This window comes from Bradyrhizobium sp. USDA 4011 (genome assembly GCF_054063415.1).
The window spans coordinates 247,853-274,265 of record NZ_JBSSGG010000001.1 but is presented as its reverse complement, the minus strand read 5'-3'; the positions used below and the strand labels follow the sequence as shown (position 1 = coordinate 274,265).

The window sequence follows — 26,413 nt, the reverse complement described above, 5'->3', positions numbered from 1 at the left end:
GCAAGATTCCGCGCTGCCGCCCAGAGACGCTGATGAACATGGCCGTGAAGCCCGATCCGACCGAGAAAATGATGTTTCAGCTCACCCTGCGGCGGCGAGGGGTGAGCGATCAGGCGGTATTGCGCACCATGGAGGAGGTGCCGCGCGAGGTGTTCGTCGATCCGCGCGATCGCAACGAGGCCTATCGCGACAGCGCGCTTGGGATCGCCTGCGGGCAGACCATCAGCCAGCCTTTCGTCGTCGCCTATATGACCGAGCAGCTGCAGCTGCAGAAGGACCACCGCGTGCTCGAGATCGGCACCGGCTCGGGCTACCAGGCGGCCGTGCTGTCCCGGCTGTGCAAGCAGGTTCTGACCATCGAGCGCTACCGGACGCTGGCCGACGGCGCTCGCAAGCGCCTCGAAAAGCTCGGCTATTACAACATCGAGGTGCTGCTCGGCGACGGCTTCGACGTCCCGGCCGGGGCCGGCGATTTCGACCGCATCATCGTCACCGCGGCGATGGAGCAGATCCCGGAGAAGCTGCTGGAGCGGCTCAATCCGGGCGGCATCCTGATCGCCCCGGTCGGGCCGCATCAGGGTACCCAGACCCTGGTCCGCGTGGTGCGGACGCAGGGCGGCTTCGACCGCAAGGAATTGGTCGACGTCCGCTTTGTGCCGGCGCTGCCGGGAATCGCCCGCGAATTGTAATTTCGCGATTTGCTGGTTGGCGCCAACGCCTTATTCGCAGGGTTAAGCGGTTATTTACTCGCGACGTGTTTACTCAAAACAGTCTTTTGTTGCGTACGAGTGAGTAACCATGTCTGGGGTTGTTGAGTTGCTTCGCTCGCGTCGCGTACCGCAGGCTGCGGTGCTGGCGCTGATGTCCATGGCTTTTGCCGGTTGCAGCGCCGACATGTCGTCGCGCTTCTCGCAAAACTCCTACTCGCAAAATCCGTTTGCGTTTGATCCGCAGCCGACCGGCACCGTGCAGGCACAGCCGCCGCGCGAGCTGCCGCAATACGCGCGACCGCGAACGCAACCGCAATATTCGCAGTACCAGTCACAGCCGTTGCCGCCGCCGGTTGCGGCACCGCAGTCCTACCCGGTCGCCAACGCTGGCGTCTCCGGAGGAGGGCGCGGGCTTTCGTCCTACACGCCGCCGCCTGTGCGCCCGCAAATCGAAGCCACCGGCACCGTTCCGCATTCGGTCGCCGCCGCGCATGCCGGACATAGCGGCACCACCATCATCGTCGGCACCAGCGATACGCTCGAAGTGCTGGCGCGCCGCTACAACGTCTCGACCGCCGACATCTTGCGCGCCAATGGCTACAAGGGACCGCGCGTGCTGTCGCCCGGCCAGCAGCTGGTCATTCCGCGCCCGGTGGCCGCCGCGGCAGCACCGGCGATGGCCGCGCCGGCGACGCGGCCCGTTGCCGTGGCTGCGGCGCCCGTTGGCGTCCACTACGTCAATCGCGGCGACACGCTGCACAGCATCGCGCGCCAGCACCACATTCCCGTGGCCGAGCTTGCCCGCGCCAACAATCTCGATCAGTCGGCCCGGCTCAGCCTCGGCATGAAGCTGGTGGTGCCTGGCGCCAAGACTGCGATGGCGGCTCCGGCGCCGGTCGCGCAGGGCGTTGCTGCCGCACCGGTTGCGGTCGCTCCGGCACCCGCCATGGCGGCCCCGAAGGTCGTCGCCACGGCGCTGCCGCAGCAGAGCGCGCGGCTGGTTCAGCCGACCGCGACCGTCGAACAGCCGGCGGCCGCCGCAGAAGCGCCCGTTGTCACCAAGTCCAGCGAAGCCACCGGCGCATTGCCGACGTTCCGCTGGCCGGTGCGCGGCAAGGTCATCACGGCCTACGGCTCGAAGACCAACGGCAAGGTCAACGACGGCATCAACGTCGCGGTGCCCGAAGGCACGCCGGTCAAGGCGGCCGAAGACGGCGTCGTCGCCTATTCGGGCAATGAGCTGAAGGGCTACGGCAATCTCGTGCTGGTTCGCCATTCCAACGGCTATGTCACCGCCTATGCCCACACGAGCGAAATCCTGGTGAAGCGCGGCGATACCATCAAGCGCGGCCAGGTGATCGCCAAGTCGGGCCAGTCGGGCGAGGCCAGCTCGCCGCAGCTCCACTTCGAGATTCGCAAGGGATCGTCTCCGGTCGATCCGCTCCAGTTCCTCAACGGCGCGTAGGTTCCGCGCCGGGACTTCCAAGTCTCACAACAAAGACAACGGGGGAGGCGCAAGCCTCCCCCGTTTTGTTTTGCGCAAATGCTGCCGCGATCAGTTCCCGCTCAGCCGCACGCCGAGCCGGCCGGCGAGTTCCTGCGTGTACTGCCAGGCGACGCGGCCGGAACGCGATCCGCGGGTGGTCGACCACTCGAGCGCCTCGCGCTCGAGTTCGTCCTCGGCGATCTTGATGCCGTAATGGTCGCAATAGCCCTTCACCATCGCAAGGTACTCGTCCTGGCTGCAGCGATGGAAGCCGAGCCAGAGGCCGAAGCGATCCGACAGCGACACCTTCTCCTCGACCGCTTCGCCCGGATTGATCGCGGTCGAGCGCTCGTTCTCGATCATCTCGCGTGCCAAGAGATGCCGCCGGTTCGAGGTCGCGTAGAGGATGACGTTCTCGGGGCGTCCCTCGATACCGCCTTCCAGCACCGCCTTGAGCGATTTGTACGAGGCGTCGTTGCCGTCGAAGGAGAGGTCGTCGCAGAACACGATGAAGCGGAACGAGGAGCTGCGCAGCAGCTCCATCAGGCCGGGCAGGCTCTCGATGTCCTCGCGGTGGATCTCGATCAGCTTCAGCCGGTCGGCCGGCTTGCGATCGACATTGAGGCTGGCATGCGTCGCCTTGACCAGCGACGACTTGCCCATGCCGCGGGCGCCCCACAGCAGCGCATTGTTGGCGGGCAGCCCGTTGGCGAAGCGCTCGGTATTCTCCATCAGGATGTCGCGCATCCGGTCGACGCCCCTGAGCAGGCCGATCTCGACGCGGCTGACGCGCGGCACCGGGGCGAGGCGTCCGTCCGGATGCCAGACAAAGGCGTCAGCGGCGCCGAACGACTCGGCCGGATCAGGGGCCGGGGAGGCGGCCGCAAGGCGGCTCGCAATGGTCTCCAGGGCGTTCGCGATCCGCTCGGCAGTGATGCCGTCGAGCGGCATTACCGGGCGTTTTGTCGCGGCGTTTGCGGCACGCTTGGCCGCAGCTTGAGGGGTGGTTTTGCGGGCTGATTTACTGGGAGTTTTCTTGGCTTTTTTCGGCATTTGTCCAGTTCCTGACTGCGCAGCCTTATCGGGCTGGCGGCGGTCCCGCAAGCGCCCTAAATGAAGGTCCGTTAACGTTGCAATTGGGACCGCGGCCGCTATAGTCCGCGCGAATTTGTCCGGACCGCCATACCGCCCCGAACCCGAGGGCGCTGCCGGTTCTTTCCCGTCTTATCCGAGGATCGTCCGAATGCTGATTACTCCTGCGTTTGCTCAGGCTGGAGCTGGCACTGATACCAACAGCATGTTGATGTCGCTGCTGCCATTCGCGCTGATCTTCGTCATCATGTACTTCCTGATTCTGCGCCCGCAGCAGAAGAAGGTGCGCGATCATGCCGACCTCGTGAAGAATATCCGCCGCGGCGACACCGTGGTGACCTCGGGCGGCCTCGTCGGCAAGGTGACCAAGGTGGTCGACGACGACCAGATCGAGTTCGAGATTTCGGACGGCGTTCGCGTGCGGCAGATGCGCCAGATGATCTCGGGCGTGCGGACCAAGGGTGAGCCGGCGAAGGGCGACGCCAAGGACGAGGCCTCCGCGAGCTGATTGCCGCGGAGCCTTTTGTTGAATCTGACAGGTCAACTCGATGTTGTATTTCACGCGGTGGCGAGCGCTGGGGATTATCCTGACAGCGCTGGTGGTCTGCCTGTGCGCCGTGCCCAATTTCTTCCCCGAGGCGCAGGTCAAGACCTGGCCGGCCTGGGCGCAGCGGCGCCTCGTCCTCGGTCTCGATTTGCAAGGCGGCTCGTATCTGCTGCTCGAGGTCGACGCCAATTATGTGAAGAAGGAAAAGCTCGAACAGGTTCGCGACGACACAAGGAAGGCGCTGCGTGACGCCCGGATCGGCTTCATCGGGGGCGTGCAAATCCGCAACGATGGCGTCGAGGCCCGGATCGCGAAGGAAAGCGATGTTCCGGCAGCGCTGGCCAAGCTTCGCGAGATCGCGCAACCGATCGGCGGCTTGCTCGGCTCCGGCGGCCAGCGCGACGTCGATGTGACAGATGCGGGGGGCGGCCTGATCCGCCTGACCGTGTCGCAGCCAGCGATGATCGAGCGGATGCGCAAGACCATCGAGCAGTCGATCCAGATCGTCGAGCGCCGCGTCAACGAGCTCGGCACCGTCGAGCCCTTGATCCAGCGTCAGGGCACCGACCGCATCCTGGTGCAGGTGCCGGGCCTGCAGGACCCGACCCATCTGAAGGAGCTGCTCGGCAAGACCGCGAAGATGGAATTCCGCATGGTCGACACCACGGCATCGCCCGATCAGGCCACGGTGCCCGCGGACTCGGAGCGGCTCATGAGCGCATCGCCGCCACCGGTTCCGTACATTGTGAAGAAGCAGGTCCTGGTTTCCGGAAGTGAACTCTCCGATGCCCAACCCGGCTTCGACCAGCGTACCGGCGAGGCGATCGTCAGCTTCAAATTCAATACCTCGGGCGCGCGCAAATTCGCTCAGGCGACCGCCGATAATGTCGGCCAGCCGTTTGCGATCGTGCTCGACAACAAGGTGATTTCGGCCCCCGTGATTCGCGAGCCGATCACCGGCGGACAGGGCCAGATCTCCGGCAGCTTCACGGTGCAGTCGGCCAACGATCTGGCGATCCTGATGCGCGCCGGCGCGCTGCCGGCACCGCTGACGGTGGTCGAGGAGCGCACGGTCGGTCCCGGCCTAGGGCAGGACTCGATCGAAAAGGGCGAGCTTGCGGCCTATGTCGGCTCGATCCTGGTCATCGTGTTCATGCTGATCACCTACCGGCTGTTCGGGGTGTTCGCCAACATCGCGGTGGCCATCAACGTCGCCATGATCTTCGGGCTGCTGTCGCTGCTCAACGCCACGCTGACCTTGCCCGGCATCGCCGGCATCGTGCTGACGGTCGGCATCGCGGTTGACTCCAACGTGCTGATCTACGAGCGCATCCGCGAGGAATTGCGCGGCGGCCGCAACGCGATCTCGGCGATCGACGCCGGCTTCAAGCGGGCGCTGGCGACCATCCTCGATTCCAACATCACCACCTTCATCGCTGCCGCCGTGCTGTTCTACATCGGCACCGGACCGGTGCGCGGCTTTGCCGTGACGCTCGGCATCGGCATCATCACCACGGTGTTCACCGCCTTTACCTTGACGCGCCTGATCGTCGCGACATGGGTGCGGTGGAAGCGGCCGCAAACCGTGCCGATCTGAGAGGCCTATTGTGACTCATACTGTTCTCATTGGCCTTGGCATCCTGATCGCCGTGCTGACCGTGGTCGCGGCGCTCGGGCTGATGCCGGCGCTGCGCATCGTGCCCGACGACACGCATTTCGACTTCACGCGCTTTCGCCGCATCAGCTTCCCGATCTCGGCGCTGCTCTCGATCCTTGCGATCACGCTGTTCTTCACCCACGGCCTGAATTTCGGCATCGACTTCAAGGGCGGTACACTGCTGGAGGTACGGGCCAAGTCCGGCACCGCCGACATTGCCGCGATGCGCACGACCTTGAACGACCTTGGTCTCGGCGAGGTGCAGTTGCAGCAGTTCGGAGGTCCGGCCGAAGTCCTGATCCGCGTCGCCGAGCAACCCGGCGGCGATCAGGCGCAACAGGACGCGGTGACGAAGGTCCGCGGCGCGCTCGGCGATTCCGTCGACTACCGCCGCGTCGAAGTGGTGGGACCGCGCGTCTCCGGCGAATTGCTTGCCTACGGCATGCTCGGCCTGATGCTCGCGATCGTCGGCATCCTGATCTATCTCTGGTTCCGGTTCGAGTGGCAGTTCGCGCTCGGCGCCATGATCGCCAACGTCCACGACATCGTGCTCACGATCGGCTTCATGTCGATCACCCAGGTCGACTTCGATCTCACCAGCATCGCGGCACTGCTGACGATTCTCGGCTACTCGCTCAACGACACCGTCGTCATCTACGACCGTATCCGCGAGATGCTGCGGCGCTACAAGAAGATGCCGATGCCGCAGCTGCTCAACGAATCGATCAACTCGACGCTGTCGCGCTCGATCATCACCCACGTCACCGTGACCCTGGCGCTGCTCGCGCTGCTGCTGTTCGGCGGCCAGGCGATTCACAGCTTCACCGCCGTCATGATGTTCGGCGTGGTGCTGGTTGGCACCTACACCTCGATCTTCATCGCGGCACCGATCCTGATCTATCTCGGCGTCGGCACCACGAGGCGCGACGCCGCCGACGATCAATCGGAGAAGAAGCCGAACGCGGCAGCCAAGAAGTAGCCGGTCATGAGCAATTCCTCGGACGCTCCCCATCTTCCGAGGTCGGCGCCGATCGAGGCCTACGGCAAGGGCGGCTTCGTGTTTGCCGATATGTCGCACCGCGGCTCGCTGCTGTGCCTGCCCGATGCGATCTGGGCCTGGGCGGTGACCAGGCCGCAGGAGATCGACGAATACGCGCTGCAAAAGGTATTCGCGGCCGCCAACGCGATCGATACGCTGATCGTCGGCACCGGCACCGAGGTCTGGGTGCCGCCAAGGGGTTTGCGCGAGGCCCTGCGCGCGGTGCGGGTGGTGCTCGACCCGATGCAGACGGGCCCCGCGATCCGCACCTACAACATCATGCTGGGCGAGCGGCGTCGCGTCGCGGCGGCGCTGATCGCGGTGCCATGAGCGCGACGGAGGCGCCGACCGACGGCGCGGCGTTCTGCGCCGATCTGGTGCGGACCCATGACTTCGTGCGCTACGCGTCGACCTTGTTCATGCCGGGTCCGGAGCGCCGGGCGCTGCTCGCGATCTACGCCTTCAACATCGAGGTCTCGCGCGTGCACGAGCAGGTCAGCCAGCCGCTGCCCGGCGAGATGCGGCTGCAATGGTGGACCGACATGCTGGCCGGCGCCGGACACGGCGGCGTCGAGGGCAATCCGGTCGCCGCGGAGCTGCTGTATGCGATCCGCAATCACCGCCTGCCGGTCTCGCCGTTCTCGCTCCTGGTCGAGGAGCATCAGTTCGATCTCTACAACGACCCGATGCCGTCGCTGGCCGCCCTCGAGGGCTACCTCGACGCCACGGCAGCGGCGCTGTTCGCGCAGGCCACGCGCGTGGTGGCGCGGCCATCGGAGGCGATCGATCATCTGGCCCGTCATGCCGGCCTCGCGCAGGGCATGGCGCAGGTCATCTTGGCGCTGGGCCGCGACGCCTCGCGGCAGCAGCTGTTTCTGCCGCTGCCGCTGCTGCAGCAGCACGGCAGCAGCAAGGAGGAGGTGTTTGCCGGCAAGTCGACGCCGAACATCCGTGCTGCGATCGATCAGCTTGCTGACGAGGCTCAGGGTCATCTCAAGACCGCATTCGGGCTGCTTGCCGATGTGCCGTCCGGCGTGAGGCCGATCTTCCTGCCGCTCGCTCACGTCAGGCGCGAGCTGAAGCGGGTGAGAAGGGCTGACTACGATCCGTTCCTGCCGAAGCCAGCGTCGCGCCTGCGCACGCTCTGGACGTTGTGGCGGGCTGCGCGCACCGAAGAGTTCGGTCGCTAGCTCTGTTCCTTCGAGATGTGCTTGGTGAAGATCCGGATCGTCGCGCCTTTGACCACCGGGCCGCTGTCAAAGATGTCGGATGCGATCATCTCGATCGCGTCGCGCAGCGCAATGAACTGCGCCTGCCGGGCCAGGCTCGGTGTTCCGCGCGTGCCGGCCAATTCGTCCATTGCGGCGTCGCTGATCTGACATTCAATTTCCTGATCGCCGTGCATCATGGTGAATCCGAACGCCAAGCGTTCGGAATTATATCCCCCGATACGGCCACGGGTGAGTGGCATTAAGCTTGTCCCTTGAGTGCGCTAGCTCTCACAAGATTGGCGCTTCGAGCTGCATTTGTCGAGAGTGCGCGCGCTTCAGCGCACCGGCCGATCCATCTCGGCAACTTCGAAGTTGAAGCGGTCGCGCAGATTCTTGCGTTGCTCGAGGATGTCCTTGAGGAACTTGCGATCGGCGTCGCTGCGCATCATCGGCTCGATCAAGTCGATCTGGTTCATGGCGACGAGCTGCAGGATTTCGGTGCGCGGCTTGCCGGCCGCATCGCGCGGCAATGCATGCACGATCTGGATGTGTTCGGGCGGCTTGACGCCCTTGGCGGCGGCAAGCTCGTTGCGCAGCGTCTTTTCCAATGCGGACTGGTCGGCCTCGACGAAAGCGTAGAGACCGACGCCGACGCGCCTGTCGGCAAAGGCGACGATCGCGGTGTCGCGCACATCTGGATTCCTGCGGATCAGATCGACCAGCACCGGCGCGTCGTTGACCAGCCGCCGGCCGCCGCCCTCGCGGTCGGTGAAATTGAAGATGCCGCGGGTGATCGCCTGATAGACCTTCTTGCCGGTCTTGAGCCAGACGCTGGCGACCGCGGACTTCTTCGCAAGCACCTTGCGCTCCTTCGGCGTCAATGCCTCCGGCGCGTAGCTGCGCTTGTGCTTCAACAGATGCCGCAGATCCTCATAGGCTGCGATGCGGAACAGCCGGCTTCGGCTCTTGAAGCAGGCAGCAAGCTGGAAGTCGGTGAGGTAGGCGCGGCCGTCGCGGCCGACCAGCCAGTTCTGCTCCTTGGCGAGGTCGTTGTGGCAGATGCCGGCGCGATGCAGCTTGCGCAACGCGGCCTTGGCTGAGCGGAAATAGGCGACGTCGCCATGCGGCTTCGCCAGATGCAGCGCCGCGCCGTCGATGAAGCCGCGCACCAGTGCGCGCCTGCCTGCCCACAACAGCTTGGGGCCGACGTCGAGATCGCGCGCCAGGGTCAGCGCGCGGCGTTCGCGCGAGAACAGATGCAGCGCCACGGCGAACGACCAGAACGGCACCTGATCGAGCCGGCGCAGCACGCCCTCGACCTCGCCGTCATCGGTCCGGAAACGGCCGCGCTCGACCGTCGAGAACACGTCGCGCTTAAGCAGCACGCCCTGGCTCCAGCGCGCCGACAGGGTGGCGTCGTCGTCTTCCGGCAAGCTCATGACTGTCAGGCCGCCGCCGCAACGCGCAGGTGCTCTGCGATCCAGTGGTCGAGGTCGGCGAGTGCCCGCGCGCTGATCGCCTGCTTCTTGGCGACCGTCTTCTCGTTACCGCGCAGCCGCGAGCCGTCCGGCTTCTTGGTCGGAGGGCTGGCCAGCGGCGGGAACAGACCGAAATTGATGTTCATCGGCTGGAACGAGCGCGAACCGGCGTCGATCGTCTCGATATGGCCACCGGTGATGTGGCCGAGCAGCGCACCGAGCGCGGTGGTGGCGGGCGGTGGCGTCAGCGCCACGCCGCGCATGTCGGCGGCAGCGCAGAGGCCCGCAATCAACCCGATGCTGGCCGACTCGACATAACCCTCGCAGCCCGTCATCTGGCCAGCAAAACGCAGCCGCGGCTGCGCGCGCAGGCGCAGCTGGCTATCGAGCAGTTTCGGCGAATTCAGGAAGGTGTTGCGATGCAGGCCGCCGAGGCGGGCGAACTCCGCGTTCTCGAGGCCCGGGATGGTGCGGAACACGCGTAGCTGCGCGCCATGCTTCAGCTTGGTCTGGAAACCGACGATGTTGTAGAGCGTGCCGAGCTTGTTGTCCTGCCGCAGCTGGACGATCGCATATGCCTTGACCGTCGGATTGTGCGGATTGGTCAATCCCACCGGCTTCATCGGCCCGTGGCGCAGCGTCTCCTGACCGCGCTCGGCCATCACCTCGACCGGCAGGCAGCCGTCGAAATAGGGCGTGTTGGTCTCCCAATCCTTGAAGTCGACCTTCTCGCCGTCGAGCAGCGCCGCGACAAAGGCGTCATATTGCTCCTTGGTCATCGGGCAGTTGATGTAGTCGGCGCCGGTGCCGCCGGGACCGACCTTGTCGTAGCGCGACTGAAACCAGGCCACCGACATGTCGATGGAATCCTTGTGCACGATCGGTGCGATCGCGTCGAAGAACGCCAGCGCATTCTCGTCGGTGAGCTGCCTGATGGCCTCGGCGAGCGGCGCCGAGGTGAGGGGACCGGTGGCGACGATCACGTTGCTCCAGTCGGCGGGCGGCAGGCCTGCGACTTCCTCGCGGCTGATCTCGATCAGCGGATGTTCGTTCAGCGCATTGGTGACGGCAGCGGAAAAGCCGTCGCGGTCGACCGCCAGCGCGCCGCCGGCGGGCACCTGGTTGGCATCGGCCGCTCGCATGATGAGGGAGCCCAGCCGCCGCATTTCGGCATGCAGCAGCCCGACCGCGTTGTTGGCGGCATCGTCGGAACGGAAGGAATTCGAGCAGACCAGTTCGGCGCAGCCTTCGGTCCGATGCGCCTCGGTCATCCGATGCGGGCGCATTTCATGCAGGACGGCACGGACGCCGGAATTGGCAACCTGCCAGGCGGCTTCCGAGCCAGCGAGCCCCGCGCCCACGATGTGCACGGGTTGGGAAGAGGATTGATGCGGTGTCATCGCGCAGCGTTAGCGCGTTTCGAGATCGTATGCATCTGAAACCGCACCAGAAACGAGAACGCCCGCTGTGGAAGCGGGCGTTATCCGTTCGTCAGATGGCTTACGGCCGATTAGCCGTTGTAGGTACCGGCGGCAACGCGCGGAATGTCCGAGCGGTCGAGGCCGATATCGGCCAGTTCACGATCGCTGAGCTGGGACAATTCGCTGACATTGCGCTGATAATCCCGGAAAGCCTGGATCATGCGGATGAGCGAGAGCAACATGGTAGTCTCCTAGTAATTCAGATTCAGCTTTTCCTAAGCCTCATCGTTGAAGTGAATATAGATGATATGGTGCGGCGCGGTAGTTCCAATGGTGCGATGCAGCTAGACCCAAAACGCATGGCGCCGGTAAGTTTCGATTAATTGTTTGGCGCTTGGCGAGCGGGCCCGTAAACGAAGCTTCCGTCGACACAAGGCGAATCGCTAAAATATTTATGTAATCAATTGGTTGTTGGAATTTTTGGAAGCTAGATCAGGTCGGGTATGTGGTAATTTAAGACCGCCAAATCAAGTTTTTTCGCGCCCTCGATTGCCGGATCACGTCGGTGTGTTCCATGCGTGATTCGCATGCAACAAGATGGCGTTAGAATGATTAATGGTTCATATTTTGATGCGGGCGCCCCCTGAACGGGCGGAGCGTCAATCAGTCGCATTGACGTGAGAGGTAATTCGGTCCTCTCCGCCGTGCGGATCTCCGTCGCGTCCGGCGTGTCGCGCGGAATGTGCTGAGGATTATCGGAAGTGCATTTCGATTGAAGTGAACGTTGGCAGCGGAGCTAATGCGGCGCCGCTTCCTTACCGACGTGTAATCGAAACACTATGCAACGTATGCGCGATCCGCGTGCCGCGCCGATCACATTCGTATCGCGCGAAGTTCATTCTGAATGGTGCCGGGAACAGCGAATAATTGCGCTGCAGATTCCGCAATCACGCAGGGATCTGTCCAAGAACAAGAGATGGATCATCCCATGATTAAAACATTCATCGCCGCAGCCTCCATGGCTGCCATTGCGTATGCTGTCGCTGCTCCAGCCCAGGCGGCTCATCGTCATCATATGGGCGTCGGCTGCAGCGGTGCCAATTTCGGCAAGACTGAAGCTGCCGTCGAAGCGATGGGCGATAATGAGGTCAAATTCGCGGCGGAGAAGGAAGTCTCGCTCGCCCAGGACGCGATGCTGAACAACAAGTGGGGCGCATGCGGCGCGCACCTCAGCAAGGCCGCCGAAGAGAGCATGGCGAAGTAAGCTTTTGATCATGGCGATAAGGGCCGATTGCCTGGGGCAATCGGCCCTTTTTGATTCAGCCGGAGCAGGAGCAGCGTTGATCGAAGCAGAGCCGACGTGCGGGCTTCCTGCCGCCACGTAACTCCGCCGTGCTACGGAGCCTTGGCGAGCTGGGCGGCGAAGTAGCCGATCGTCTTGGCGTATACCTCGCTCTTGTTCCATTGCTGGATGACCGCGAAATTCTCGCTGCCGGGCTCCCAGCCCTTGCCCTTCTTCCAGCCGTAGCTCTTCAGGAAGTTCGCGGTCGAGGCCAGTACGTCAGGCACGTTATGCAAGAGGTCGCGCTTGCCGTTGCCGTCGAAGTCGACCGCGAACTTGATGTAGGACGACGGCATGAACTGGGTCTGGCCGATCTCGCCGGCCCAGGCGCCGCGCATCTCCTGCGGCGCGAGATCACCACGCTCGACGATGCGCAACGCATCCGTCAGTTCGGCCTTGAACATGTCGGAGCGGCGGCAATCATAGGCCAGCGTCGCCAGCGAGCGCATAGTCGGAAACTTGCCGGTGTTGACGCCGAAATCGGTCTCCAGCCCCCAGATCGCGACCAGGATTTCACCGGGCACCCCGTAGGCCTCCTCGATTCGCGACAGCACCGATCCGTAGCGCTTCATCATGTCGGAGCCGCGATTGAGGCGCGGCGGCACCATCCGACCCGAGAACTGCTCGAAGGTCTGGCTGAACACCTGCTGCGAATGGTCGCGCGCCAGGATGGCCTTGTCCTGCGTGACGCCATTCAACCCGGCCTGGATCGCGTTCTGCGAAATGCCCTTCGTCACAGCCTCTTTCTTGAAATCGTCGAGCCAGGACTCGAACGTGCCCGTGCCGCATTGGGCGGCGAGCGCAGATACGGTCGAGGTCAACAGCCACGCCCCGACGGCGAGCGTGTGAAAGGAAAAGCGCGAGGTCATTGGCAATTTCACTCCGGAGTCTGCGATATCATCGATTGGTCGCGAAACCCGGCGGGTATGTTCGCGGCAACAGCGGCCAAAACATGGCTCGTGATCGAGCCGTTTATCTCAAGCAGTGCTGCAAATGCCACGCCAACTTCACACCCATTTGACGATCCGGAACGACAAACCGCCGGCCGATATAATCGGCCGGCGGTTGCTTTGGCGTTTACGCGTTCGGGTTAACCGGCGCTTATTCGCGATCGCTGCGCCGCCACGGGAACAGGTTGGCCGGGAAGTCGGCGGCGGGCTTGCGCTCACGCGGCTCGGGGATCACCGGCCGAGCGTTCGGGTCCTTGACGATGACCTCGCGATAGAGATGCCAGGTGGCGTGACCGAGCAGGGGGATCACGACGGCAAGCCCGAGGAAGAACGGGATCGTGCCGAGCACCAGCAACACCGCGACGATCAGACCCCAGGCCGCCATCGGCACCGGGTTCTGTGCGACGGCGCGCATCGACGTCACCATGGCTTCGCCGGCGGTCGCCTGGCGGTCGAGCATTATGGGGAAGGCGACCACGCTGATGCACAGCGCGACGAGCGCGAACAGAAAGCCGACGCTGCAGCCGACCACGATCAACCACCAGCCTAGCGGGGTGGTCAGCACGCGCGCGGCAAAATCGGGAATGTCGGCCGCGATCTGATAGCCGAACACCGCGGTGTAGATCGCCTGCGCGGTCGCGATCCAGGTCACGAACAGTGCGAACAGCAACGTTCCGACCCCGAGCATCGCGCCGAATGACGGCGAGCGGAATACCTGCATGGCGTCCCATGCGGATGCCTCACCGCCGTCCTCGCGCCGACGGCTCATTTCGTAGAGGCCGATCGCGGCGAACGGGCCGAGCAGGGCAAAGCCCGCGGCCAGCGGAAACAGCAGAGGCAGCACGGAATAGCCGTGCACGGTGCGCGCAAGCACGATGCCGAGCACGGGATAGATCAGACACAGGATGATGGCGTGACTTGGTACTGCCTTGAAGTCTTCCCAGCCGAGACGCAGCGCTTGATGCAAATCGGACAGGCCGATGGTGCGGATAACCGGCGCAGATGCGGGGCCTTGTCCGCTCTGCGTCATCGATGTGACATTGCCTTGGTATGGAGTGGCCATGGTCGTTGTCTCCCTCTGGGCGGCGCATTCTGCGCCCGCCGCGCGGGCACAAACGTACCGCCTCTCGAAGCGATCACGAGCAAGCCAGACGCGAAAGACAGAGCAGGGAACTGGCCGTGTCGCGAACTGTTGAGTGAGGGTACTCCCAAACCCCGCCAAAAGCACTCACGCTTAAGTGAATGTCGCATTGGCAAGGTACTGGGGGGGCGATACACTTGAACTGCGACCTCGGTCAGCCGGTGCGTTGCCGTGTGGCCTTCACATCTTAACTCTCTTGGGAGCGAACGATGAGCATTTTCGGAAAAATCATGGGCGCGATCTTCGGCAGCAGCGCCAGCGCCGCGCCGGCCGGCGGAACGGCCACAAGCGCAGCTCCCGCCGGTGGATCCGGTAGCGCATCGCCGTCGCCTGCCGCGGTACCCGCCGGTGCGGCGCCTGCGCAGTCCGTTGACGTCGCCCCGATCCTCGACAAGGCGGTAGCCGCGAAGGGCGAGAAGCTCGAGTGGCGGACCTCGATCGTCGACCTGATGAAGGCGCTCGACATCGACTCCAGCCTGTCGGCGCGCAAGGAGCTCGCCAAGGAGCTCGGTTACACCGGCGACACCAACGATTCCGCCAGCATGAACATCTGGCTGCACAAGCAGGTGATGACGAAGCTTGCGGCCAATGGCGGCAAGTTGCCCCCGGATATCAAGCACTGACGGGATAGTCATCCCGCACACGGCCAGGGCCCGCACCAGCGCGGGCCCTTTTTTATGGACCGGCGAGCATCTATAGATCGGCCGACAAGAAGGAGAACGCCCATGAAAACTCCCACGAAAACTCCGACGACTGATCTCGATCGCCGGACGATGCTTGCGACCGGCGCCCTCGCGCTGGCCGGCGCCGCCGCGCGATCTGTGCCGGCCCACGCCGAGGCTGCGCCGAAGGCGATGTTTGCGGTCCCGGCCGTGACGATCCCGATCGTCGGCGCCACCGAGGTGTTCCAGGTCCGCCGCATCTACTGCATCGGCCGCAACTACGCCGCGCATGCGATCGAGCGCGGCTCCGATCCGAGCCGCGAGCCGCCGTTCTTCTTCCAGAAGCCGACGGATGCGATCCAGAATGTCGCGATCGGCACGGTCGCCGATCATCCCTATCCGTCGTTGACCAAGAACTATCACCATGAGGTCGAACTGGTCGCCGCGCTGAAGTCCGGCGGCACCAACATCCCCGCCGACAAGGCGCTCGATCACGTCTATGGCTACGCGCTCGGCCTCGACATGACGCGGCGCGATTTGCAGAACGGCATGGCCGCGGAGAAGAAGCCGTGGGAGATCGGCAAGAGCTTTGACCATGCGGCGGTGCTCGGGCCCATCCACCCGGCTGATAAGACCGGCCATTTCACGCGGGGCGCGATCTCGCTCGCGGTCAACGGCACGGTCCGGCAGAGCTCGGATCTGAAGAACATGATCTGGAGCGTCGCCGAGCAGATCGCAAAGCTGTCCGAGGCCTTCGAGTTGAAGGCCGGCGACATCATCTATTCCGGAACGCCGGAGAATGTCGGCCCGGTCGTCAAGGGCGACGTGCTGCTCTGCAAGCTTGAGGGCCTGCCCGACATGTCGATCAAGATCGTCTGACGAACGCGGCGCTAGCCCGCTAGATCCGCGTATTCCGGATGCTTGTCGAGGTAGTCCACCACGAAGCTGCAGCCGGCGATCACCTTGTGGCCGTCGGCACGGATCAACTCCAGCGCGCCCTTGACCAGCTCCGATGCGATGCCGCGCCCGCGCAGGGCGCGCGGTGTCTCGGTATCGCCTCTTGGCCTTGTTGTCCGCGGACGGCAGCCATCGCAAAATCCCGGTTGCTTCACAGGCCTTGATCTAAGCCCGTGAACCCGCCGGTGCAAAGCCGCGACCAACCCGCAAATTGACATTTGTGGATTGACGAGATGCGCATTTTGGCCTGCCTGACCGCCGCATTGCTCGGCGCCGCGTTGACGCTCCCAAATCCTTCGCAAGCCGCCGCTGGCGATGATCCGAGCTGGCAGGCCTGCGTCGGCCTGACGACGGCGCCCGGCGACCGCGTGGCCGCCTGCACCACGGTGATCGACGGCAAGACCGAAACCGGCAGGCGGCTGGCCGGCGCCTATTGCAACCGCGGTCACGGGCTGACCGAGAAGCGCGAACTCGACGCCGCGCTTGCCGACCTCAACGAGGCGATCAAGCTCGATCCCGCCTATGCCTGCGCCTACACCAATCGCGGCCGGGTTTACGCCTTCAAGCGCGATCTCGATCATGCGATCGCCGATTACGACGAGGCGATCCGCATCGATCCGGCCTTCGCGCTGGCTTACAACAATCGCGGCGATGCCTGGCTCAACAAGGGCGATCTCGACCGCGCGCTGGCCGATCTCAGCCTCGCCATCAAATACAACCCGCAGCTCGCAGCGGCCTATGGCAATCGCGGCTTCGTCTATTACCGCAAGCGCGACGCGGCGCATGCGATCGCCGACTACACGACCGAGATCAAGCTCGAGCCCAACGCGCTTGCCTACATCAACCGCGGCAATGTCTATCGCGATGCCGAGCAGCTCGATCGCGCTGCCGCCGATTACGGCGAGGCGGCGAAGATTGCGCCGACCGATGCGCGCGGCTGGCGCAACCGCGGCATGATCCCGCTCTTTCAGGGCGACAACAAGGGCGGGCTCGCCGACTACGACAAGGCGCTGCAATACGATCCCGCCGACGTCTATTCCTGGAACAACCGCGGCCAGGCCAAGCTGCGGCTCGGCGACAGCAAAGGCGCGGCGGCCGATTTTCGCAAGGCGCTGGAACTGCAGCCCGATCTGAAGTCCGCCAGGAAGGCACTGGCCCGGCTCGGCGGGGTACGCTAACGCGCGGTGCCGGGCGCCCTCGATCCTGCCGCATCGCACACACGCCGATCAGGCCTTGCGGGCCGATGCAATTCGATTAGGCTTGTTCCCAGACATACGCCCCCGGATGCGGCCCAAAGGTCGTTTGGTACCGAGTGGTGAGGCCGGCCGCTGACGTATGCCCCTTGTCGCAAGGAGGTTCGTCATGTCGGACAATCGTTTCTTCGGCACACACCGCCCCTGGGAGGACTGGCTCGGCATGCTGCTCGGCGTGCTGATCATGGTCTCGCCCTGGTTTCCGATCCAGGTCAGCGACGTCGTCGATGTCGAGCGCAGCCACCTGGTGCTCAACTGCTTCGTGGTCGGCATGCTTGTGCTGGGCCTCGCCCAACTCGAATATGTCGCGCTGCATCGCTGGGAGGAGGTGGCGAGCATCGGGCTCGGCCTCTGGCTGATCGCGTCGCCCAACATCTTCGGCTATTCGGAAGACCAGGCGCTACAGCTCTGGCACATCCTGCTCGGCGGGCTGGTCGCCCTGATCGGCGCTTTGCAGCTCTGGCAGGACTGGAACCTGAGCGAGCAGGACCTGGCCAAGCATCCGCAATAGCGGTCACCGGCCAGGTATTGTCGGGCCAAGCATTGTCGGGATGGCGGCCGCCGGCGCGGTATCATCGCGCCGCGTTCGGCGGGCCTTGCCGAGGCGCGCTGCTTGGCGATAAACCGGGCGGCATCAATCCCTTGCGGCGCTTAAAGACGCCCGGTTCTGACCGAGGAAACAGCCGATGACCGTCCTGACCATGCCCTGTCTGTTGTGCGTATCGGCGGGGCGGCAATGAGCGGGACCGAGGCGACCGCGCCGCGCGGCGGGATCGCGCGGGTGTCGCGCCGGGTGATGAACCTCGCCTACATTCTGACCCAGAACGCCCGCCGCCATGGCGATCGTCCCGGCTTCATCTGGAACGAGAAGGCCTGGTCCTGGCGCCATATCGACCAGAACGTCTCGGCGCTGGCGGCGGCGCTCGCCGCGCGCGGCATCAGCAAGGGCGACCGCATCCTGGTGCATTCCAAGAACTGCGACGAGATGTTCTGGTCGATGTTCGCGGCCTTCCGGCTCGGCGCGGTCTGGGTGCCGACCAATTTCCGCCTGATGCCCGACGAGGTCGCCTATCTGGCGGCGGCCTCCGGCGCCAAGGCGTTTCTGTGCCACGCCGATTTCGCCGAGCACGCCAAGGCGGCCGCCAATCCGGCGCTCGAATTCGTCTGGCGGATTGGCGAGGAGGGCACATTCGGCGAGGCGAGCGTCGGCGACGTCATCGCCAAGCACGCCGGTGCCGCGGTCGAGAACACACCGGTCGAGTACGACGATCCCTGCTGGTTCTTCTTCACCTCCGGCACCACCGGGCGATCCAAGGCCGCGGTCTTGACCCACGGCCAGATGGCCTTCGTGATCACCAACCATCTCGCCGATCTGATGCCCGGCACCACCGAAGACGACGCCTCGCTGGTGGTGGCGCCGCTGTCGCATGGCGCCGGCGTGCATCAGCTGGTGCAGACCGCGCGCGGCGTGCCGACCATCCTGCTGTCGTCGGAGAAATTCGACATAGCCGAGGCGTACCGGCTGATCGCCAAATACCGCGTCAGCAACATGTTCACGGTGCCGACCATCCTGAAGATGATGGTCGAGCATCCCGCCGCCGACCAGCATGACCACTCCTCGCTGCGCTACATCATCTACGCCGGCGCGCCGATGTATCGCGAGGACCAGAAGGCGGCGCTGCACAAGCTCGGCTGTGTGCTGGTGCAGTATTTCGGCCTCGGCGAGGTCACCGGCAACATCACGGTGCTGCCGCCCGGATTGCACGATCCCGAGGACGGACCGCATGCGCGGATCGGCACCTGCGGCTTCGAACGCACCGGCATGCAGGTCTCGATCCAGGGCGACGACGGCCGCGAGCTGAAGCCGCTCGAGACCGGCGAGATCTGCGTGATCGGGCCCGGTGTGTTCGCCGGCTATTACGACAACCCCGAGGCCAATGCGAAGGCGTTCCGCGACGGCTGGTTTCGCACCGGCGACCTCGGCCACATGGACGAGGAGGGCTTCGTCTACATCACCGGCCGCGCCTCCGACATGTACATCTCCGGCGGCTCCAACATCTATCCGCGCGAGATCGAGGAGAAGCTCTTGACCCATCCCGCGGTCGGCGAGGTCGCCGTGCTCGGCGTGCCCGATCCGTTCTGGGGCGAAGTCGGTGTCGCCGTCTGCGTCGCGCGGGAGGGCACCGAGGCGGTCGCGGAGGCGGAGCTTGCGGCGTACCTCGCGCCGAAGGTGCCGCGCTACAAGATGCCAAAACGCTTCTTTTTCTGGGAGGCGCTGCCGAAGTCCGGCTACGGCAAGGTGCCGAAGCGGCTGATCCGCGACGAGCTCGAGGCGCGCGGGCTGCTCGAGGAGATCGCCAAATCGACAGGCGCGTGAGGCGATGCGCAGCATCGCCCAGCCTGGCGCTCCCATACCCGAGCGCATCCAATGGGTCGCCGCGCGCGGCCGCGCCTTTTCCTTCGTGCTGCAGGCCGGCATTCCCTTGCTCGAAGCCGTGCGCCGCGGCTTTGCGGCGGAGGGATTTGCCGGCGGCGTGCTGAACGCGACGGGTGGCGCGCTTGGGCCGTTCGCCTATGTGATGCCGGCGCTGTCGAAGGACGGCGTCAACGCTGCGTTCTACAGCGACACGTTCCGTCCCGACGGCGTGACACGGCTCAAGCTCGCGGCGCTGACCTTCGGCGAACGCGACGGCACACCGTTCTTCCATTGCCACGGGTTGTGGACCGAGGCCGACGGCCGCTTCAACGGCGGACACATGCTGCCGGATGAAACCATCGTCGCCGAGCCGTTCGAGGTCAGCGCGTTCGGCATCGACGGCGCGACGTTTGTGGCCGAGCCCGACAGCGAGACCAATTTCAAGCTGTTCGGTCCGGTCGCCAGCGCGCCGCGCGGGGCGAAGACCACGCGCCATGCCTTCGCGTTGCGGCTGCGGCCGAACCAGGATTTCGCCTGTGCGCTGGAAGGCTTCTGTCGTCAGCACGGCATCCTACGCGCGCGGCTGCATGGCGGCGTCGGCTCGACCATCGGCGCGGTCTTCAGCGATGGCCACAGCGTGGTGCCGTTCGCGACCGAGCTCGCGGTGACCGCGGGGCAGATCGCGCCTGACGCCAATCGTCGATTGCGCGCCAGTCTCGACGTCGCGCTGGTCGACTATCTCGGCGGCATCGCCGAGGGACGCCTGGTGCGCGGCGACAATCCCGTGCTGATGACGATGGAGCTGGTGCTGGAAGTGCTGGACGAGGCGGAGCAGCCGTAGTTGCAGGCTCAACCCCCATCGTCGTCCCGGCGAAGGCAGGGACCCATACGCCGCGGCCGGCGTTGTAGGCGGGGCTCGTCGTTCCAGCATCGCGTAACAATTTGCATTTGGGGTAATGGGTCCCGGCCTTCGCCCATAGGCGCTAAGATAGTTTGATCATTGCCTGATAGCGGCGCTTGCGTCTGGGGGGCTCGCGCAGATGTCGCCGGAGAGCACGGCTTGCTCTGCGCAGACAAGCGATCGTGGGTTGGGGAATGACGGCTTGGAGCCATGAGGCGATGAGCTGACGTAGCAGGCGCCATGCGGAAGGTCTGGTCAGGCGGCTTCGTCCAAGCGGGGAGAGTCCTCGAGTTCGTCGACCAGCGGCTCGAGCAGTAGAGTGATCAGCAGGTGAGCGAGGATATGGGGTTTAGCGGACCGCTGGTCAGTTCCGGGAGGTCCCTTCAAGCCAATCAAGCTCTTCAGCCGCTTGAAGCCGAGCTCAATCCGCCATCGCAACCGGTAGAGGGCAATGACGTCAGCAGCCGTGAAGTCCTCGCCCTTGAGCGAGGTCGCCAGGATTACCCAATCTGCGGCCTCAAGCGTTTGCCTGGAGAGTTGATGGCCTCCCTTCTGGGCTGTCCTGCGTGCCTTGCGTCGCGCCTCCGCGGCCGCATGCGCCGGCTTTTTGACCGCGACCAAGCGCACAGCAAGCGGTTGCGCACCGGACTTGCGCTCTATCCAGATCGGTCGATCGATCATGCCGCCTGCCAAGGCCTTGCGCAGCTCTGCGATGAGATCGACAAGGTTGCCGTTGCGATCCAGCCAACGCGCGCTCTTCCAGCCCGCGCGGATCACGAAGTCCGCGCCGGCATCGACCAGATGCGCCATGCGCTCTGGTTGCAGGTAGGCACGGTCGGCAAGACGGATCTCGCCGGCAGTCACGGGTATCCGATCCAGTGTCTCGCCTGCGCCCTCATCGGTCAGCTCGAAGTGCCCAAAGCGCTCTTGCGGAAGATCGAACGCACTGTGGATACGCCACACTGCGTTGTTTTGCCTGCCCTCGGTTCCGGCTTTGGGGACCGTCGTGGCGTCAACGATGCGGATCAGCCGACCGCGGCTTGCCTTCGGCGCACCACTCGCAAGTGCCTGACCTATCAGTTGCGCCAGCCAATCTCCGGACTGACGCAAGCGATACAACAGAGCCACGTTGGAGATGTCGACAAGGCCCACCGACGTCGCCCACGCCGCCGTCAGCCGCAAACCCCGCGTGCCCAGACAATACGCAAGGATCAGCCGCAGCAAATCAACCGCATTGGTGATCTCGCGCGGACGAACAAACGCCTTCGTCTCGCGCGCGCCAACCTCCAGAGCCTTAGCCCCACCAAGCCGAGCAACAACACGCGCCCAGTCTTCGTTCACAAGCGATTCGTGTCTCATCCCTTCTTGGAATCACATACAAATTCAACGCGCAAATCCTATTTTAGCGCCTATGGGCCTTCGCCGGGACGACACCCAGCGTGTTGCGCGGTCGGTGAGGGCCTCGCGCCGTCGGCCAAATCAGAGATACCGGCCGCTCATCGCCGCTTGCGGACATGGATGTTGATGTCGAGGTCGATCGCGCTGACACAGGTCTGCTCGGTGCGGTGCGAGCCGCCCTCGTGCCAGCGGCCCTTGCGCAAGCTGATCGCGCTGACCCGGGCAAGCCGCAGGCAGCGCCATTGCGGCAGCTTGCCCGAACTTTCGCCGGAGAACTGCCACGCCAGCACGACCTCTTCACCGCTCTTGTTGTGGCCGATGATATGCGGGCAGAGCTCGCGCGGCCGGCCGTCATAGATGCAAACCACTTGCTGCTCGGTGAGGATCGCCTCGCGGAAGCGGGCGTAAGCTTTGCTAGGCATGGGACATCGGGCCATCTAGGATTGCGGCGTGCTCCTATCATATAGGCTGGGCCACCTGCCGTTGTTTCCCCGGATCCGCGCCGATGGCCAGAGCACGACACCGCCCGATCAACATGCCCGCGCCGTATCTGAGGCGGGTCTGGCTCGATCCCGGGCGCATTCCCGATCGCAACGCATATCCGTTCGTGCTGCCGCTGCTGCGCGACGAATTCGAACTCAGCTTCGACCGGGCGATCACCATCATCGTCGGCGAGAACGGCACCGGCAAGTCGACGCTGCTGGAAGGCATCGCCGTGATGGCCGGCTATGACGATGCCGGCGGCGGCAAGGGCTATCGGCCGGTCGACCATGGTCGTGCGCTGGAGAAAATGGGCGGCTCGCTGGCGTCAGCGCTGCGCGCGAGCTGGCTGCCCAAAATCACCAACGGCTGGTTCTTCCGCGCCGAGAGCTTCTTCTCGGTGGCAAGGTATCTGGACGAGGCAGCGCAGGACGCAGGCAAGCTGCCGCCGGACTTCCTGTCGCATTCCCACGGAGAGGGTTTCCTGCGCTTCTTCGAGGAGCGCTGCCAGCGGCAGGGCATCTTCATTTTCGACGAGCCGGAATCCGCGCTGTCGCCGTCACGGCAGATCGAATTCCTGAAGCTGCTGCACCGGATGAACGGTACCGGCCACTGCCAGGTGATCATGGCCACGCATGCGCCGGTCCTGATGGCCTATCCCGACGCGACGCTGCTGCGGCTGAGCAAATACGGGCTCGAGCCGGTCAGCCTGCGGGAGACCGATCATTACCGGCTGATGCGCGAGTTCTGCGACGACCCGAAGGGGTTCGTCGAGGCGGCGATCGAGGACTGACGCTGATGCCCGGCAGGCTTGCCTCCCGGGGAAGCCGGCGGCCGCGACTTCGCTCTGGTGCAAGAAGCAGGTCGCCGACCTGATCTAAAACCCCAATCATAAACTGTGGCATGCGCCGGAAGGCGCATGGCCGGCAGACATCGGGAGAGACCAAGGATGAGGCTGACGATCGCGAAGGCCGGCGTGGTGGTGGTGGCATTGGCCGTGTTGGGAGCCGCATGGGCCCATGGGCCGACCCGCCAGAAGGTGCGGGAATCGATCGAGATCGATGCGCCGCAGGCCAAGGTGTGGGCCGTGATCGGCAATTTCCAGGACATGAGCTGGCTTGCCGGTGTCGCCAAGACCGAGGGCGAGAAGGGCAACGAGATCGGCGCCACGCGGCGGCTGACACTGGCGCCCGGCATTACCATCGACGAGGAGCTCTACAAATACGAGCCCGAGATGATGAGCTATTCGTACCGGATCACCGCTGTCGACGTGAAGGTGCTGCCGGTCACCAATTACTCCTCGACGCTGTCGGTGTCGCCGGCGCCTGGCGGCAAGGCGAAGCTGGAATGGGCCGGTGCGTTCTATCGCGGCTTTCCGAACAACGATCCGCCGCCGGAGCTGAACGACGAGGCCGCGGTGAAGGCGGTGAGCGAGCTCTACAGAGGCGGGCTGGCGGCGCTGAAGAAGAAGATCGAGAGCGGAAGCTGAGCATGCGCGCGATCGCGCTGCTGGCGCTGCTCGCCGGCTTCAGCGGCGCGCGCGCCGAGGAGGCGTTCGTCACCAACCAGCTCAGCGACGATCTCACAATCGTCGATCTTTCGACCTCGAAGCCGGTTGCGACCATCCCGATCGGCGGCAAGCCCGCGGGCGTCGCCGTCAGCCATGACGGCCGCTTCGCCTATGTGACGAGCCCGGATGCCAAGGCGGTCACGGTGGTCGACGCGTCGGCGCGCAAGGTGGTCGGCCGGGTCGACGTCGGCGGCGGGCCGCTCGGCATCGCGGTGGCACCCGACGGCGCGACCGTCTATGTCGCCGACTGGTTCGCCGCCGCGGTGCGGGTGATCGATGCCGGGGAGCGGCGGGTCGTCGCCAGTCTTGCGGTCGGCGCTTCGCCGTCCGGGCTTGCTGTGACGCCGGACGGGCGGCTGTTGCTCTCGGCCGATCGCGACGACGACAGCGTGTCGATCACAGACATTTCCGCGCACGAGCGGCGAGGGATCGTTAAGGTCGGGACCCGTCCGTTCGGCGTCATCATCGATGCCGAAGGCAAGCGCGCCTACACTGCCAATGTCGGCTCCAACGACATCTCCGTGATCGACATCGCGGCCGCGCGCGAGATCGGCCGCGTCCATGCCGGCCTGCGCCCCTATGCCGTGGCGCTGGCGCAGGGCCGCGGTTTCGTCACCGACCAGTATGACGGCAAGGTCAGCGTGTTCGACCTCGCGACTTTGCAGCCCGTGAAGCGGATCACGGTCGGCGATTACCCGGAAGGCACCGAGGCGACGGCCGACGGCAAGCGGATCGTGGTCGCGAACTGGGAGAGCAACACGCTGAGTGTGATCGATGCCGCCGAGCTGAAGGTGGTCGGCGAGGTCAAGGTCGGCGACGGCCCAAGGGCGTTCGGGGCTTTTCTGAGGCGGACGAAGTAGGTGCGGCCGGTAGCCCGCCTGAGCGAAGCGACATGCGGGCTCCTTCGTCGCACATGCGCTGCGAGTTTCAGCGCGCGGTCTTCAGATAGGCAATGACGTCGGCGCGATCATGGGCGTCGGGCAGCCCCTTGAAGAACATCTTCGCACCGTGAACGTCGCCGCGGGGATCGGCAAGGTAGGTATCCAGCGCCGCCGCGTCCCAAGGCGTCTTGTTGCCCCGCATGGCGTCCGAATAGTCGAAGCCCTGGACCGACGCCGGCTGGCGGCCAACGACGTGCCACAGGCTCGGGCCGACCTTGTTCACGCCGACATCGAGCGAATGGCAGTTCACGCAGGTGCGCTGGAAGATGGCCTGGCCCGCGATCGGGTCACCGTCCATCGCCCGGACCGGCGCTGGAGATGTCGCGAGCAAGGCGGCGGCGAGCGCGACGCTGCCGGCAGAGCAGGCGGCGCCGAATTTCATTCCCATCATGAGAGTCTCCGGAAGTCGATTGGATTGTGATCGGCGAGATGTGGGTCGATGTGCCGGCAGCCGGCGGGATGTGGCTAGTGCCGCTCGGCTTCCGCCTCCTTCTCCAGCTCGATGATATGGTCGCGCAGGACGTCGAACCGCGCTTCGGTCGCATCGCTGAACAGCGGATCCTTGTGTTGGGAAGGGGTGGACGCGATTTCGGCCCAGTCCTGCGCCGTCAATGCCTTGACCGCGGTCGGGAAGAAATCGCGGTCTTCCATCATGATGTGCCGCCGCTCGTGCGCCAGGAAATCGCGGATGATGGCGTCGACATTCTCGCGCGGAATTTCGGCCCCGGCGCGCACATTGGCGACGGCATGCGCGACGCGGTGCAGGCGATCGGAGCCCTTTTGATGCTCGCGCGCAAGATCGCCGATTTTCGCGGCAGCGACCGGATCGCGGAGCTGGAGCTTGGCGAAAATCAGATCTTCCTGCCGGTGATGATAGAGTTCTGTGTAGACCTCGAAATAAGCGATGACGCTGCCGATCACCTCGTAGTCCGGCCGGCCGGCGTGATCGAAGATGTCCAGCTCATGCTCAAGAACGGTAAGCAGCCGTTCGATATTGCGGTGTTCCCGGGACAGAATGTCGATGATCATGGCAGTGATCCACGCAGAAGATTTGAGGAATCAGTAGACGAAAAGACCGTCCCGGACTTTGCGCTGGATCAAGGCGCCGCCGAATTTGCTTGACGGCTCAAGGTCGGGAATCGCCGCGAAGGCATCGCGGCGGCCGCTAACGGATTGCCTGCGGTGGGTGAAGTCGCGGCGGTGAGCAGGCGGGTTTGGCGCGCCGCGATGGATGCGATCTCTGCACATCCGGCGTGCTCTGGTGCTATAATGTCAATTGAACCAGGGAAAATAGGGAGGATGCCATGCATCATACCTTGGTACCCAGCGACCGCGTCGAGCATGTCTGCGTGTTCGGGCGCGACGGCACGAAGCTCGGTTCGATCGAGCGGCTGATGCTCGACAAGGTGAGCGGAACGGTGGCCTACGCCGTGATCAAGACCGGTGGCGTGCTCAGCAGCCACCACCATTATCCGGTCAGGTGGACGGCCTTGAAATTCGATCCCGAGCGCCAGGCCTTCGAGGCCGAGGTGACGCTGGACGATCTGCGCACCGGCCCGTCCGAGTTCGACGGCGACGAATTCGACTGGGGCGACCGCTCACACGCATACACGCACCCGAATTATTGGGCGGTGTAGCGCGGAGGTGAGTGGCAGTTGTTGTAGCCCGCATGAGCGAAGCGATATGCGGGACGGTCGTCGGCGGCTGCCAGAGCCCCCCGGATGTCGCTTCGCTCATGCGGGCTACTGCTCTGATCCACGA

The 26,413-nt window shown here is 64.6% G+C and carries 30 protein-coding genes; 18 read left to right on the top strand and 12 right to left on the bottom strand.

Annotated features, from left to right (window positions below):
- The first annotated feature begins 32 nt into the window (after positions 1-32).
- On the top strand, positions 33-689 hold the full coding sequence (locus tag ACVW1C_RS01450; RefSeq protein ID WP_456756860.1) for a protein-L-isoaspartate(D-aspartate) O-methyltransferase: 657 nt from the start codon (positions 33-35) through the stop codon (positions 687-689).
- 109 nt (positions 690-798) lie between these two features.
- Complete coding sequence (locus tag ACVW1C_RS01445; RefSeq protein WP_456756859.1) at positions 799-2,175, top strand: peptidoglycan DD-metalloendopeptidase family protein; 1,377 nt, start codon at positions 799-801, stop codon at positions 2,173-2,175.
- Positions 2,176-2,265: 90 nt separating this feature from the next.
- Here ACVW1C_RS01445 and ACVW1C_RS01440 read toward each other — a convergent pair whose 3' ends face one another.
- Positions 2,266-3,249: an ATP-binding protein gene (locus ACVW1C_RS01440; RefSeq protein WP_456756858.1), complete on the bottom strand. Its 984-nt coding sequence runs from the start codon at positions 3,247-3,249 to the stop codon at positions 2,266-2,268.
- A 190-nt stretch (positions 3,250-3,439) separates the two neighbouring features.
- Here ACVW1C_RS01440 and yajC point away from each other — a divergent pair, with 190 nt between their 5' ends.
- The 5 genes from yajC to ACVW1C_RS01415 are packed head-to-tail and all read left to right on the top strand — an operon-like array spanning position 3,440 to position 7,721.
- Positions 3,440-3,796: a preprotein translocase subunit YajC gene (gene yajC / locus ACVW1C_RS01435; protein ID WP_166295821.1), complete on the top strand. Its 357-nt coding sequence runs from the start codon at positions 3,440-3,442 to the stop codon at positions 3,794-3,796.
- Positions 3,797-3,836: 40 nt separating this feature from the next.
- A complete protein-coding gene (gene secD, locus ACVW1C_RS01430; RefSeq protein WP_456756857.1) occupies positions 3,837-5,432 on the top strand; it encodes a protein translocase subunit SecD in 1,596 nt (531 codons plus the stop codon).
- 10 nt (positions 5,433-5,442) lie between these two features.
- Positions 5,443-6,471 carry a protein translocase subunit SecF gene (secF, locus tag ACVW1C_RS01425; protein WP_456756856.1) on the top strand — a complete coding sequence of 343 codons (1,029 nt, stop codon included), beginning with the start codon at positions 5,443-5,445 and terminating at the stop codon, positions 6,469-6,471.
- Between the two features lie 6 nt (positions 6,472-6,477).
- On the top strand, positions 6,478-6,861 hold the full coding sequence (locus ACVW1C_RS01420) for an Mth938-like domain-containing protein (protein WP_456756855.1): 384 nt from the start codon (positions 6,478-6,480) through the stop codon (positions 6,859-6,861).
- The gene (locus ACVW1C_RS01415) at positions 6,858-7,721 is read left to right on the top strand and encodes a phytoene/squalene synthase family protein (protein WP_456756854.1); all 864 of its coding nucleotides are present in this window, start codon (positions 6,858-6,860) and stop codon (positions 7,719-7,721) included. The genes ACVW1C_RS01420 and ACVW1C_RS01415 overlap by 4 nt, the downstream gene beginning before the upstream one ends.
- Here the strand turns inward: ACVW1C_RS01415 and ACVW1C_RS01410 are convergent.
- The 4 genes from ACVW1C_RS01410 to ACVW1C_RS01395 all read right to left on the bottom strand — a co-directional run bounded on the left by ACVW1C_RS01410 (position 7,718) and on the right by ACVW1C_RS01395 (position 10,883).
- Complete coding sequence (locus ACVW1C_RS01410) at positions 7,718-8,002, bottom strand: DUF1488 family protein (protein ID WP_456756853.1); 285 nt, start codon at positions 8,000-8,002, stop codon at positions 7,718-7,720. The genes ACVW1C_RS01415 and ACVW1C_RS01410 overlap by 4 nt on opposite strands.
- Positions 8,003-8,077: 75 nt before the next feature.
- Positions 8,078-9,181 carry a serine/threonine protein kinase gene (locus ACVW1C_RS01405; RefSeq protein WP_456756852.1) on the bottom strand — a complete coding sequence of 368 codons (1,104 nt, stop codon included), beginning with the start codon at positions 9,179-9,181 and terminating at the stop codon, positions 8,078-8,080.
- A gap of 5 nt (positions 9,182-9,186) precedes the next feature.
- Positions 9,187-10,620: a methylenetetrahydrofolate--tRNA-(uracil(54)-C(5))-methyltransferase (FADH(2)-oxidizing) TrmFO gene (gene trmFO, locus ACVW1C_RS01400; RefSeq protein WP_456756851.1), complete on the bottom strand. Its 1,434-nt coding sequence runs from the start codon at positions 10,618-10,620 to the stop codon at positions 9,187-9,189.
- 110 nt (positions 10,621-10,730) lie between these two features.
- Complete coding sequence (locus tag ACVW1C_RS01395; RefSeq protein ID WP_016846063.1) at positions 10,731-10,883, bottom strand: DUF1127 domain-containing protein; 153 nt, start codon at positions 10,881-10,883, stop codon at positions 10,731-10,733.
- 734 nt (positions 10,884-11,617) lie between these two features.
- Here ACVW1C_RS01395 and ACVW1C_RS01390 point away from each other — a divergent pair.
- Positions 11,618-11,905: a hypothetical protein gene (locus ACVW1C_RS01390; protein WP_456756850.1), complete on the top strand. Its 288-nt coding sequence runs from the start codon at positions 11,618-11,620 to the stop codon at positions 11,903-11,905.
- A 131-nt stretch (positions 11,906-12,036) separates the two neighbouring features.
- Here ACVW1C_RS01390 and ACVW1C_RS01385 read toward each other — a convergent pair whose 3' ends face one another.
- Together ACVW1C_RS01385 and ACVW1C_RS01380 are read right to left on the bottom strand one after the other, a co-directional pair.
- Positions 12,037-12,852 carry a lytic murein transglycosylase gene (locus ACVW1C_RS01385; RefSeq protein ID WP_456756849.1) on the bottom strand — a complete coding sequence of 272 codons (816 nt, stop codon included), beginning with the start codon at positions 12,850-12,852 and terminating at the stop codon, positions 12,037-12,039.
- Positions 12,853-13,084: 232 nt separating this feature from the next.
- Positions 13,085-13,996, bottom strand: a complete 912-nt coding sequence (locus ACVW1C_RS01380; RefSeq protein ID WP_456756848.1) for a DUF2189 domain-containing protein — start codon at positions 13,994-13,996, stop codon at positions 13,085-13,087.
- Positions 13,997-14,283: 287 nt separating this feature from the next.
- Between ACVW1C_RS01380 and ACVW1C_RS01375 the strand changes: the two genes are divergently transcribed.
- The gene (locus ACVW1C_RS01375; protein ID WP_092114034.1) at positions 14,284-14,697 is read left to right on the top strand and encodes a DUF3597 domain-containing protein; all 414 of its coding nucleotides are present in this window, start codon (positions 14,284-14,286) and stop codon (positions 14,695-14,697) included.
- Positions 14,698-14,799: 102 nt separating this feature from the next.
- Positions 14,800-15,615 (top strand): fumarylacetoacetate hydrolase family protein, encoded by an 816-nt coding sequence (locus tag ACVW1C_RS01370; RefSeq protein WP_456756847.1) that lies wholly within the window; start codon positions 14,800-14,802, stop codon positions 15,613-15,615.
- Between the two features lie 11 nt (positions 15,616-15,626).
- On the opposite strand, the gene ACVW1C_RS01365 is transcribed toward ACVW1C_RS01370, so the two are convergent.
- The gene (locus ACVW1C_RS01365) at positions 15,627-15,848 is read right to left on the bottom strand and encodes a GNAT family N-acetyltransferase (protein WP_456756846.1); all 222 of its coding nucleotides are present in this window, start codon (positions 15,846-15,848) and stop codon (positions 15,627-15,629) included.
- Between the two features lie 78 nt (positions 15,849-15,926).
- On the opposite strand from ACVW1C_RS01365, the gene ACVW1C_RS01360 reads away from it, so the two are divergent.
- From ACVW1C_RS01360 to ACVW1C_RS01345, 4 genes are all read left to right on the top strand, one after another.
- Complete coding sequence (locus ACVW1C_RS01360; RefSeq protein WP_456756845.1) at positions 15,927-16,871, top strand: tetratricopeptide repeat protein; 945 nt, start codon at positions 15,927-15,929, stop codon at positions 16,869-16,871.
- A gap of 184 nt (positions 16,872-17,055) precedes the next feature.
- Positions 17,056-17,457 carry an SPW repeat protein gene (locus ACVW1C_RS01355; RefSeq protein ID WP_456756844.1) on the top strand — a complete coding sequence of 134 codons (402 nt, stop codon included), beginning with the start codon at positions 17,056-17,058 and terminating at the stop codon, positions 17,455-17,457.
- Positions 17,458-17,682: 225 nt separating this feature from the next.
- Positions 17,683-19,323, top strand: coding sequence for an acyl-CoA synthetase (locus tag ACVW1C_RS01350; RefSeq protein WP_456756843.1), 1,641 nt, complete (start codon positions 17,683-17,685; stop codon positions 19,321-19,323).
- Positions 19,324-19,327: 4 nt separating this feature from the next.
- A complete protein-coding gene (locus tag ACVW1C_RS01345) occupies positions 19,328-20,203 on the top strand; it encodes a PCC domain-containing protein (RefSeq protein ID WP_456756842.1) in 876 nt (291 codons plus the stop codon).
- Between the two features lie 315 nt (positions 20,204-20,518).
- Here the strand turns inward: ACVW1C_RS01345 and ACVW1C_RS01340 are convergent, their stop codons facing one another.
- Positions 20,519-21,604 carry an IS4 family transposase gene (locus ACVW1C_RS01340; RefSeq protein WP_456756841.1) on the bottom strand — a complete coding sequence of 362 codons (1,086 nt, stop codon included), beginning with the start codon at positions 21,602-21,604 and terminating at the stop codon, positions 20,519-20,521.
- Positions 21,605-21,759: 155 nt separating this feature from the next.
- Positions 21,760-22,083 (bottom strand): hypothetical protein, encoded by a 324-nt coding sequence (locus ACVW1C_RS01335; RefSeq protein WP_456756840.1) that lies wholly within the window; start codon positions 22,081-22,083, stop codon positions 21,760-21,762.
- Positions 22,084-22,166: 83 nt separating this feature from the next.
- On the opposite strand from ACVW1C_RS01335, the gene ACVW1C_RS01330 reads away from it, so the two are divergent.
- From ACVW1C_RS01330 to ACVW1C_RS01320, 3 genes are all read left to right on the top strand, one after another.
- Positions 22,167-22,934 (top strand): AAA family ATPase, encoded by a 768-nt coding sequence (locus ACVW1C_RS01330; RefSeq protein WP_456756839.1) that lies wholly within the window; start codon positions 22,167-22,169, stop codon positions 22,932-22,934.
- A gap of 156 nt (positions 22,935-23,090) precedes the next feature.
- The gene (locus ACVW1C_RS01325; RefSeq protein WP_456756838.1) at positions 23,091-23,630 is read left to right on the top strand and encodes an SRPBCC family protein; all 540 of its coding nucleotides are present in this window, start codon (positions 23,091-23,093) and stop codon (positions 23,628-23,630) included.
- Between the two features lie 2 nt (positions 23,631-23,632).
- Entirely contained in the window at positions 23,633-24,571 is a 939-nt protein-coding gene (locus ACVW1C_RS01320; protein WP_456756837.1) for a YVTN family beta-propeller repeat protein, read from the top strand.
- Between the two features lie 67 nt (positions 24,572-24,638).
- Here the strand turns inward: ACVW1C_RS01320 and ACVW1C_RS01315 are convergent, their stop codons facing one another.
- Both ACVW1C_RS01315 and ACVW1C_RS01310 read right to left on the bottom strand, forming a co-directional pair.
- Positions 24,639-24,950, bottom strand: coding sequence for a c-type cytochrome (locus ACVW1C_RS01315; protein WP_456762975.1), 312 nt, complete (start codon positions 24,948-24,950; stop codon positions 24,639-24,641).
- A 167-nt stretch (positions 24,951-25,117) separates the two neighbouring features.
- Positions 25,118-25,681 (bottom strand): hemerythrin domain-containing protein, encoded by a 564-nt coding sequence (locus ACVW1C_RS01310; RefSeq protein WP_456756836.1) that lies wholly within the window; start codon positions 25,679-25,681, stop codon positions 25,118-25,120.
- Positions 25,682-25,956: 275 nt separating this feature from the next.
- Between ACVW1C_RS01310 and ACVW1C_RS01305 the strand changes: the two genes are divergently transcribed.
- Positions 25,957-26,289, top strand: a complete 333-nt coding sequence (locus ACVW1C_RS01305) for a PRC-barrel domain-containing protein (RefSeq protein WP_456655766.1) — start codon at positions 25,957-25,959, stop codon at positions 26,287-26,289.
- Positions 26,290-26,413 lie beyond the last annotated feature (124 nt).

What these genes read in the sequence shown, in the direction of transcription:
- ACVW1C_RS01330 (WP_456756839.1), top strand. Translation starts at nt 22,167, where the DNA reads ATGGCCAGAGCACGACACCGCCCGATCAACATGCCCGCGCCGTATCTG.
- ACVW1C_RS01320 (WP_456756837.1), top strand. Translation starts at nt 23,633, where the DNA reads ATGCGCGCGATCGCGCTGCTGGCGCTGCTCGCCGGCTTCAGCGGCGCG.
- ACVW1C_RS01410 (WP_456756853.1), bottom strand. Translation starts at nt 8,002, where the DNA reads ATGCCACTCACCCGTGGCCGTATCGGGGGATATAATTCCGAACGCTTG.
- ACVW1C_RS01315 (WP_456762975.1), bottom strand. Translation starts at nt 24,950, where the DNA reads ATGGACGGTGACCCGATCGCGGGCCAGGCCATCTTCCAGCGCACCTGC.
- ACVW1C_RS01305 (WP_456655766.1), top strand. Translation starts at nt 25,957, where the DNA reads ATGCATCATACCTTGGTACCCAGCGACCGCGTCGAGCATGTCTGCGTG.
- ACVW1C_RS01450 (WP_456756860.1), top strand. Translation starts at nt 33, where the DNA reads ATGAACATGGCCGTGAAGCCCGATCCGACCGAGAAAATGATGTTTCAG.
- ACVW1C_RS01345 (WP_456756842.1), top strand. Translation starts at nt 19,328, where the DNA reads ATGCGCAGCATCGCCCAGCCTGGCGCTCCCATACCCGAGCGCATCCAA.
- ACVW1C_RS01395 (WP_016846063.1), bottom strand. Translation starts at nt 10,883, where the DNA reads ATGTTGCTCTCGCTCATCCGCATGATCCAGGCTTTCCGGGATTATCAG.
- ACVW1C_RS01385 (WP_456756849.1), bottom strand. Translation starts at nt 12,852, where the DNA reads ATGACCTCGCGCTTTTCCTTTCACACGCTCGCCGTCGGGGCGTGGCTG.
- ACVW1C_RS01390 (WP_456756850.1), top strand. Translation starts at nt 11,618, where the DNA reads ATGGATCATCCCATGATTAAAACATTCATCGCCGCAGCCTCCATGGCT.
- ACVW1C_RS01375 (WP_092114034.1), top strand. Translation starts at nt 14,284, where the DNA reads ATGAGCATTTTCGGAAAAATCATGGGCGCGATCTTCGGCAGCAGCGCC.
- ACVW1C_RS01360 (WP_456756845.1), top strand. Translation starts at nt 15,927, where the DNA reads ATGCGCATTTTGGCCTGCCTGACCGCCGCATTGCTCGGCGCCGCGTTG.
- trmFO (WP_456756851.1), bottom strand. Translation starts at nt 10,620, where the DNA reads ATGACACCGCATCAATCCTCTTCCCAACCCGTGCACATCGTGGGCGCG.
- ACVW1C_RS01355 (WP_456756844.1), top strand. Translation starts at nt 17,056, where the DNA reads ATGTCGGACAATCGTTTCTTCGGCACACACCGCCCCTGGGAGGACTGG.
- ACVW1C_RS01335 (WP_456756840.1), bottom strand. Translation starts at nt 22,083, where the DNA reads ATGCCTAGCAAAGCTTACGCCCGCTTCCGCGAGGCGATCCTCACCGAG.
- ACVW1C_RS01380 (WP_456756848.1), bottom strand. Translation starts at nt 13,996, where the DNA reads ATGGCCACTCCATACCAAGGCAATGTCACATCGATGACGCAGAGCGGA.
- ACVW1C_RS01440 (WP_456756858.1), bottom strand. Translation starts at nt 3,249, where the DNA reads ATGCCGAAAAAAGCCAAGAAAACTCCCAGTAAATCAGCCCGCAAAACC.
- ACVW1C_RS01415 (WP_456756854.1), top strand. Translation starts at nt 6,858, where the DNA reads ATGAGCGCGACGGAGGCGCCGACCGACGGCGCGGCGTTCTGCGCCGAT.
- ACVW1C_RS01310 (WP_456756836.1), bottom strand. Translation starts at nt 25,681, where the DNA reads ATGATCATCGACATTCTGTCCCGGGAACACCGCAATATCGAACGGCTG.
- yajC (WP_166295821.1), top strand. Translation starts at nt 3,440, where the DNA reads ATGCTGATTACTCCTGCGTTTGCTCAGGCTGGAGCTGGCACTGATACC.
- ACVW1C_RS01445 (WP_456756859.1), top strand. Translation starts at nt 799, where the DNA reads ATGTCTGGGGTTGTTGAGTTGCTTCGCTCGCGTCGCGTACCGCAGGCT.
- ACVW1C_RS01350 (WP_456756843.1), top strand. Translation starts at nt 17,683, where the DNA reads ATGAGCGGGACCGAGGCGACCGCGCCGCGCGGCGGGATCGCGCGGGTG.
- secD (WP_456756857.1), top strand. Translation starts at nt 3,837, where the DNA reads ATGTTGTATTTCACGCGGTGGCGAGCGCTGGGGATTATCCTGACAGCG.
- ACVW1C_RS01405 (WP_456756852.1), bottom strand. Translation starts at nt 9,181, where the DNA reads ATGAGCTTGCCGGAAGACGACGACGCCACCCTGTCGGCGCGCTGGAGC.
- ACVW1C_RS01370 (WP_456756847.1), top strand. Translation starts at nt 14,800, where the DNA reads ATGAAAACTCCCACGAAAACTCCGACGACTGATCTCGATCGCCGGACG.
- ACVW1C_RS01420 (WP_456756855.1), top strand. Translation starts at nt 6,478, where the DNA reads ATGAGCAATTCCTCGGACGCTCCCCATCTTCCGAGGTCGGCGCCGATC.
- ACVW1C_RS01325 (WP_456756838.1), top strand. Translation starts at nt 23,091, where the DNA reads ATGAGGCTGACGATCGCGAAGGCCGGCGTGGTGGTGGTGGCATTGGCC.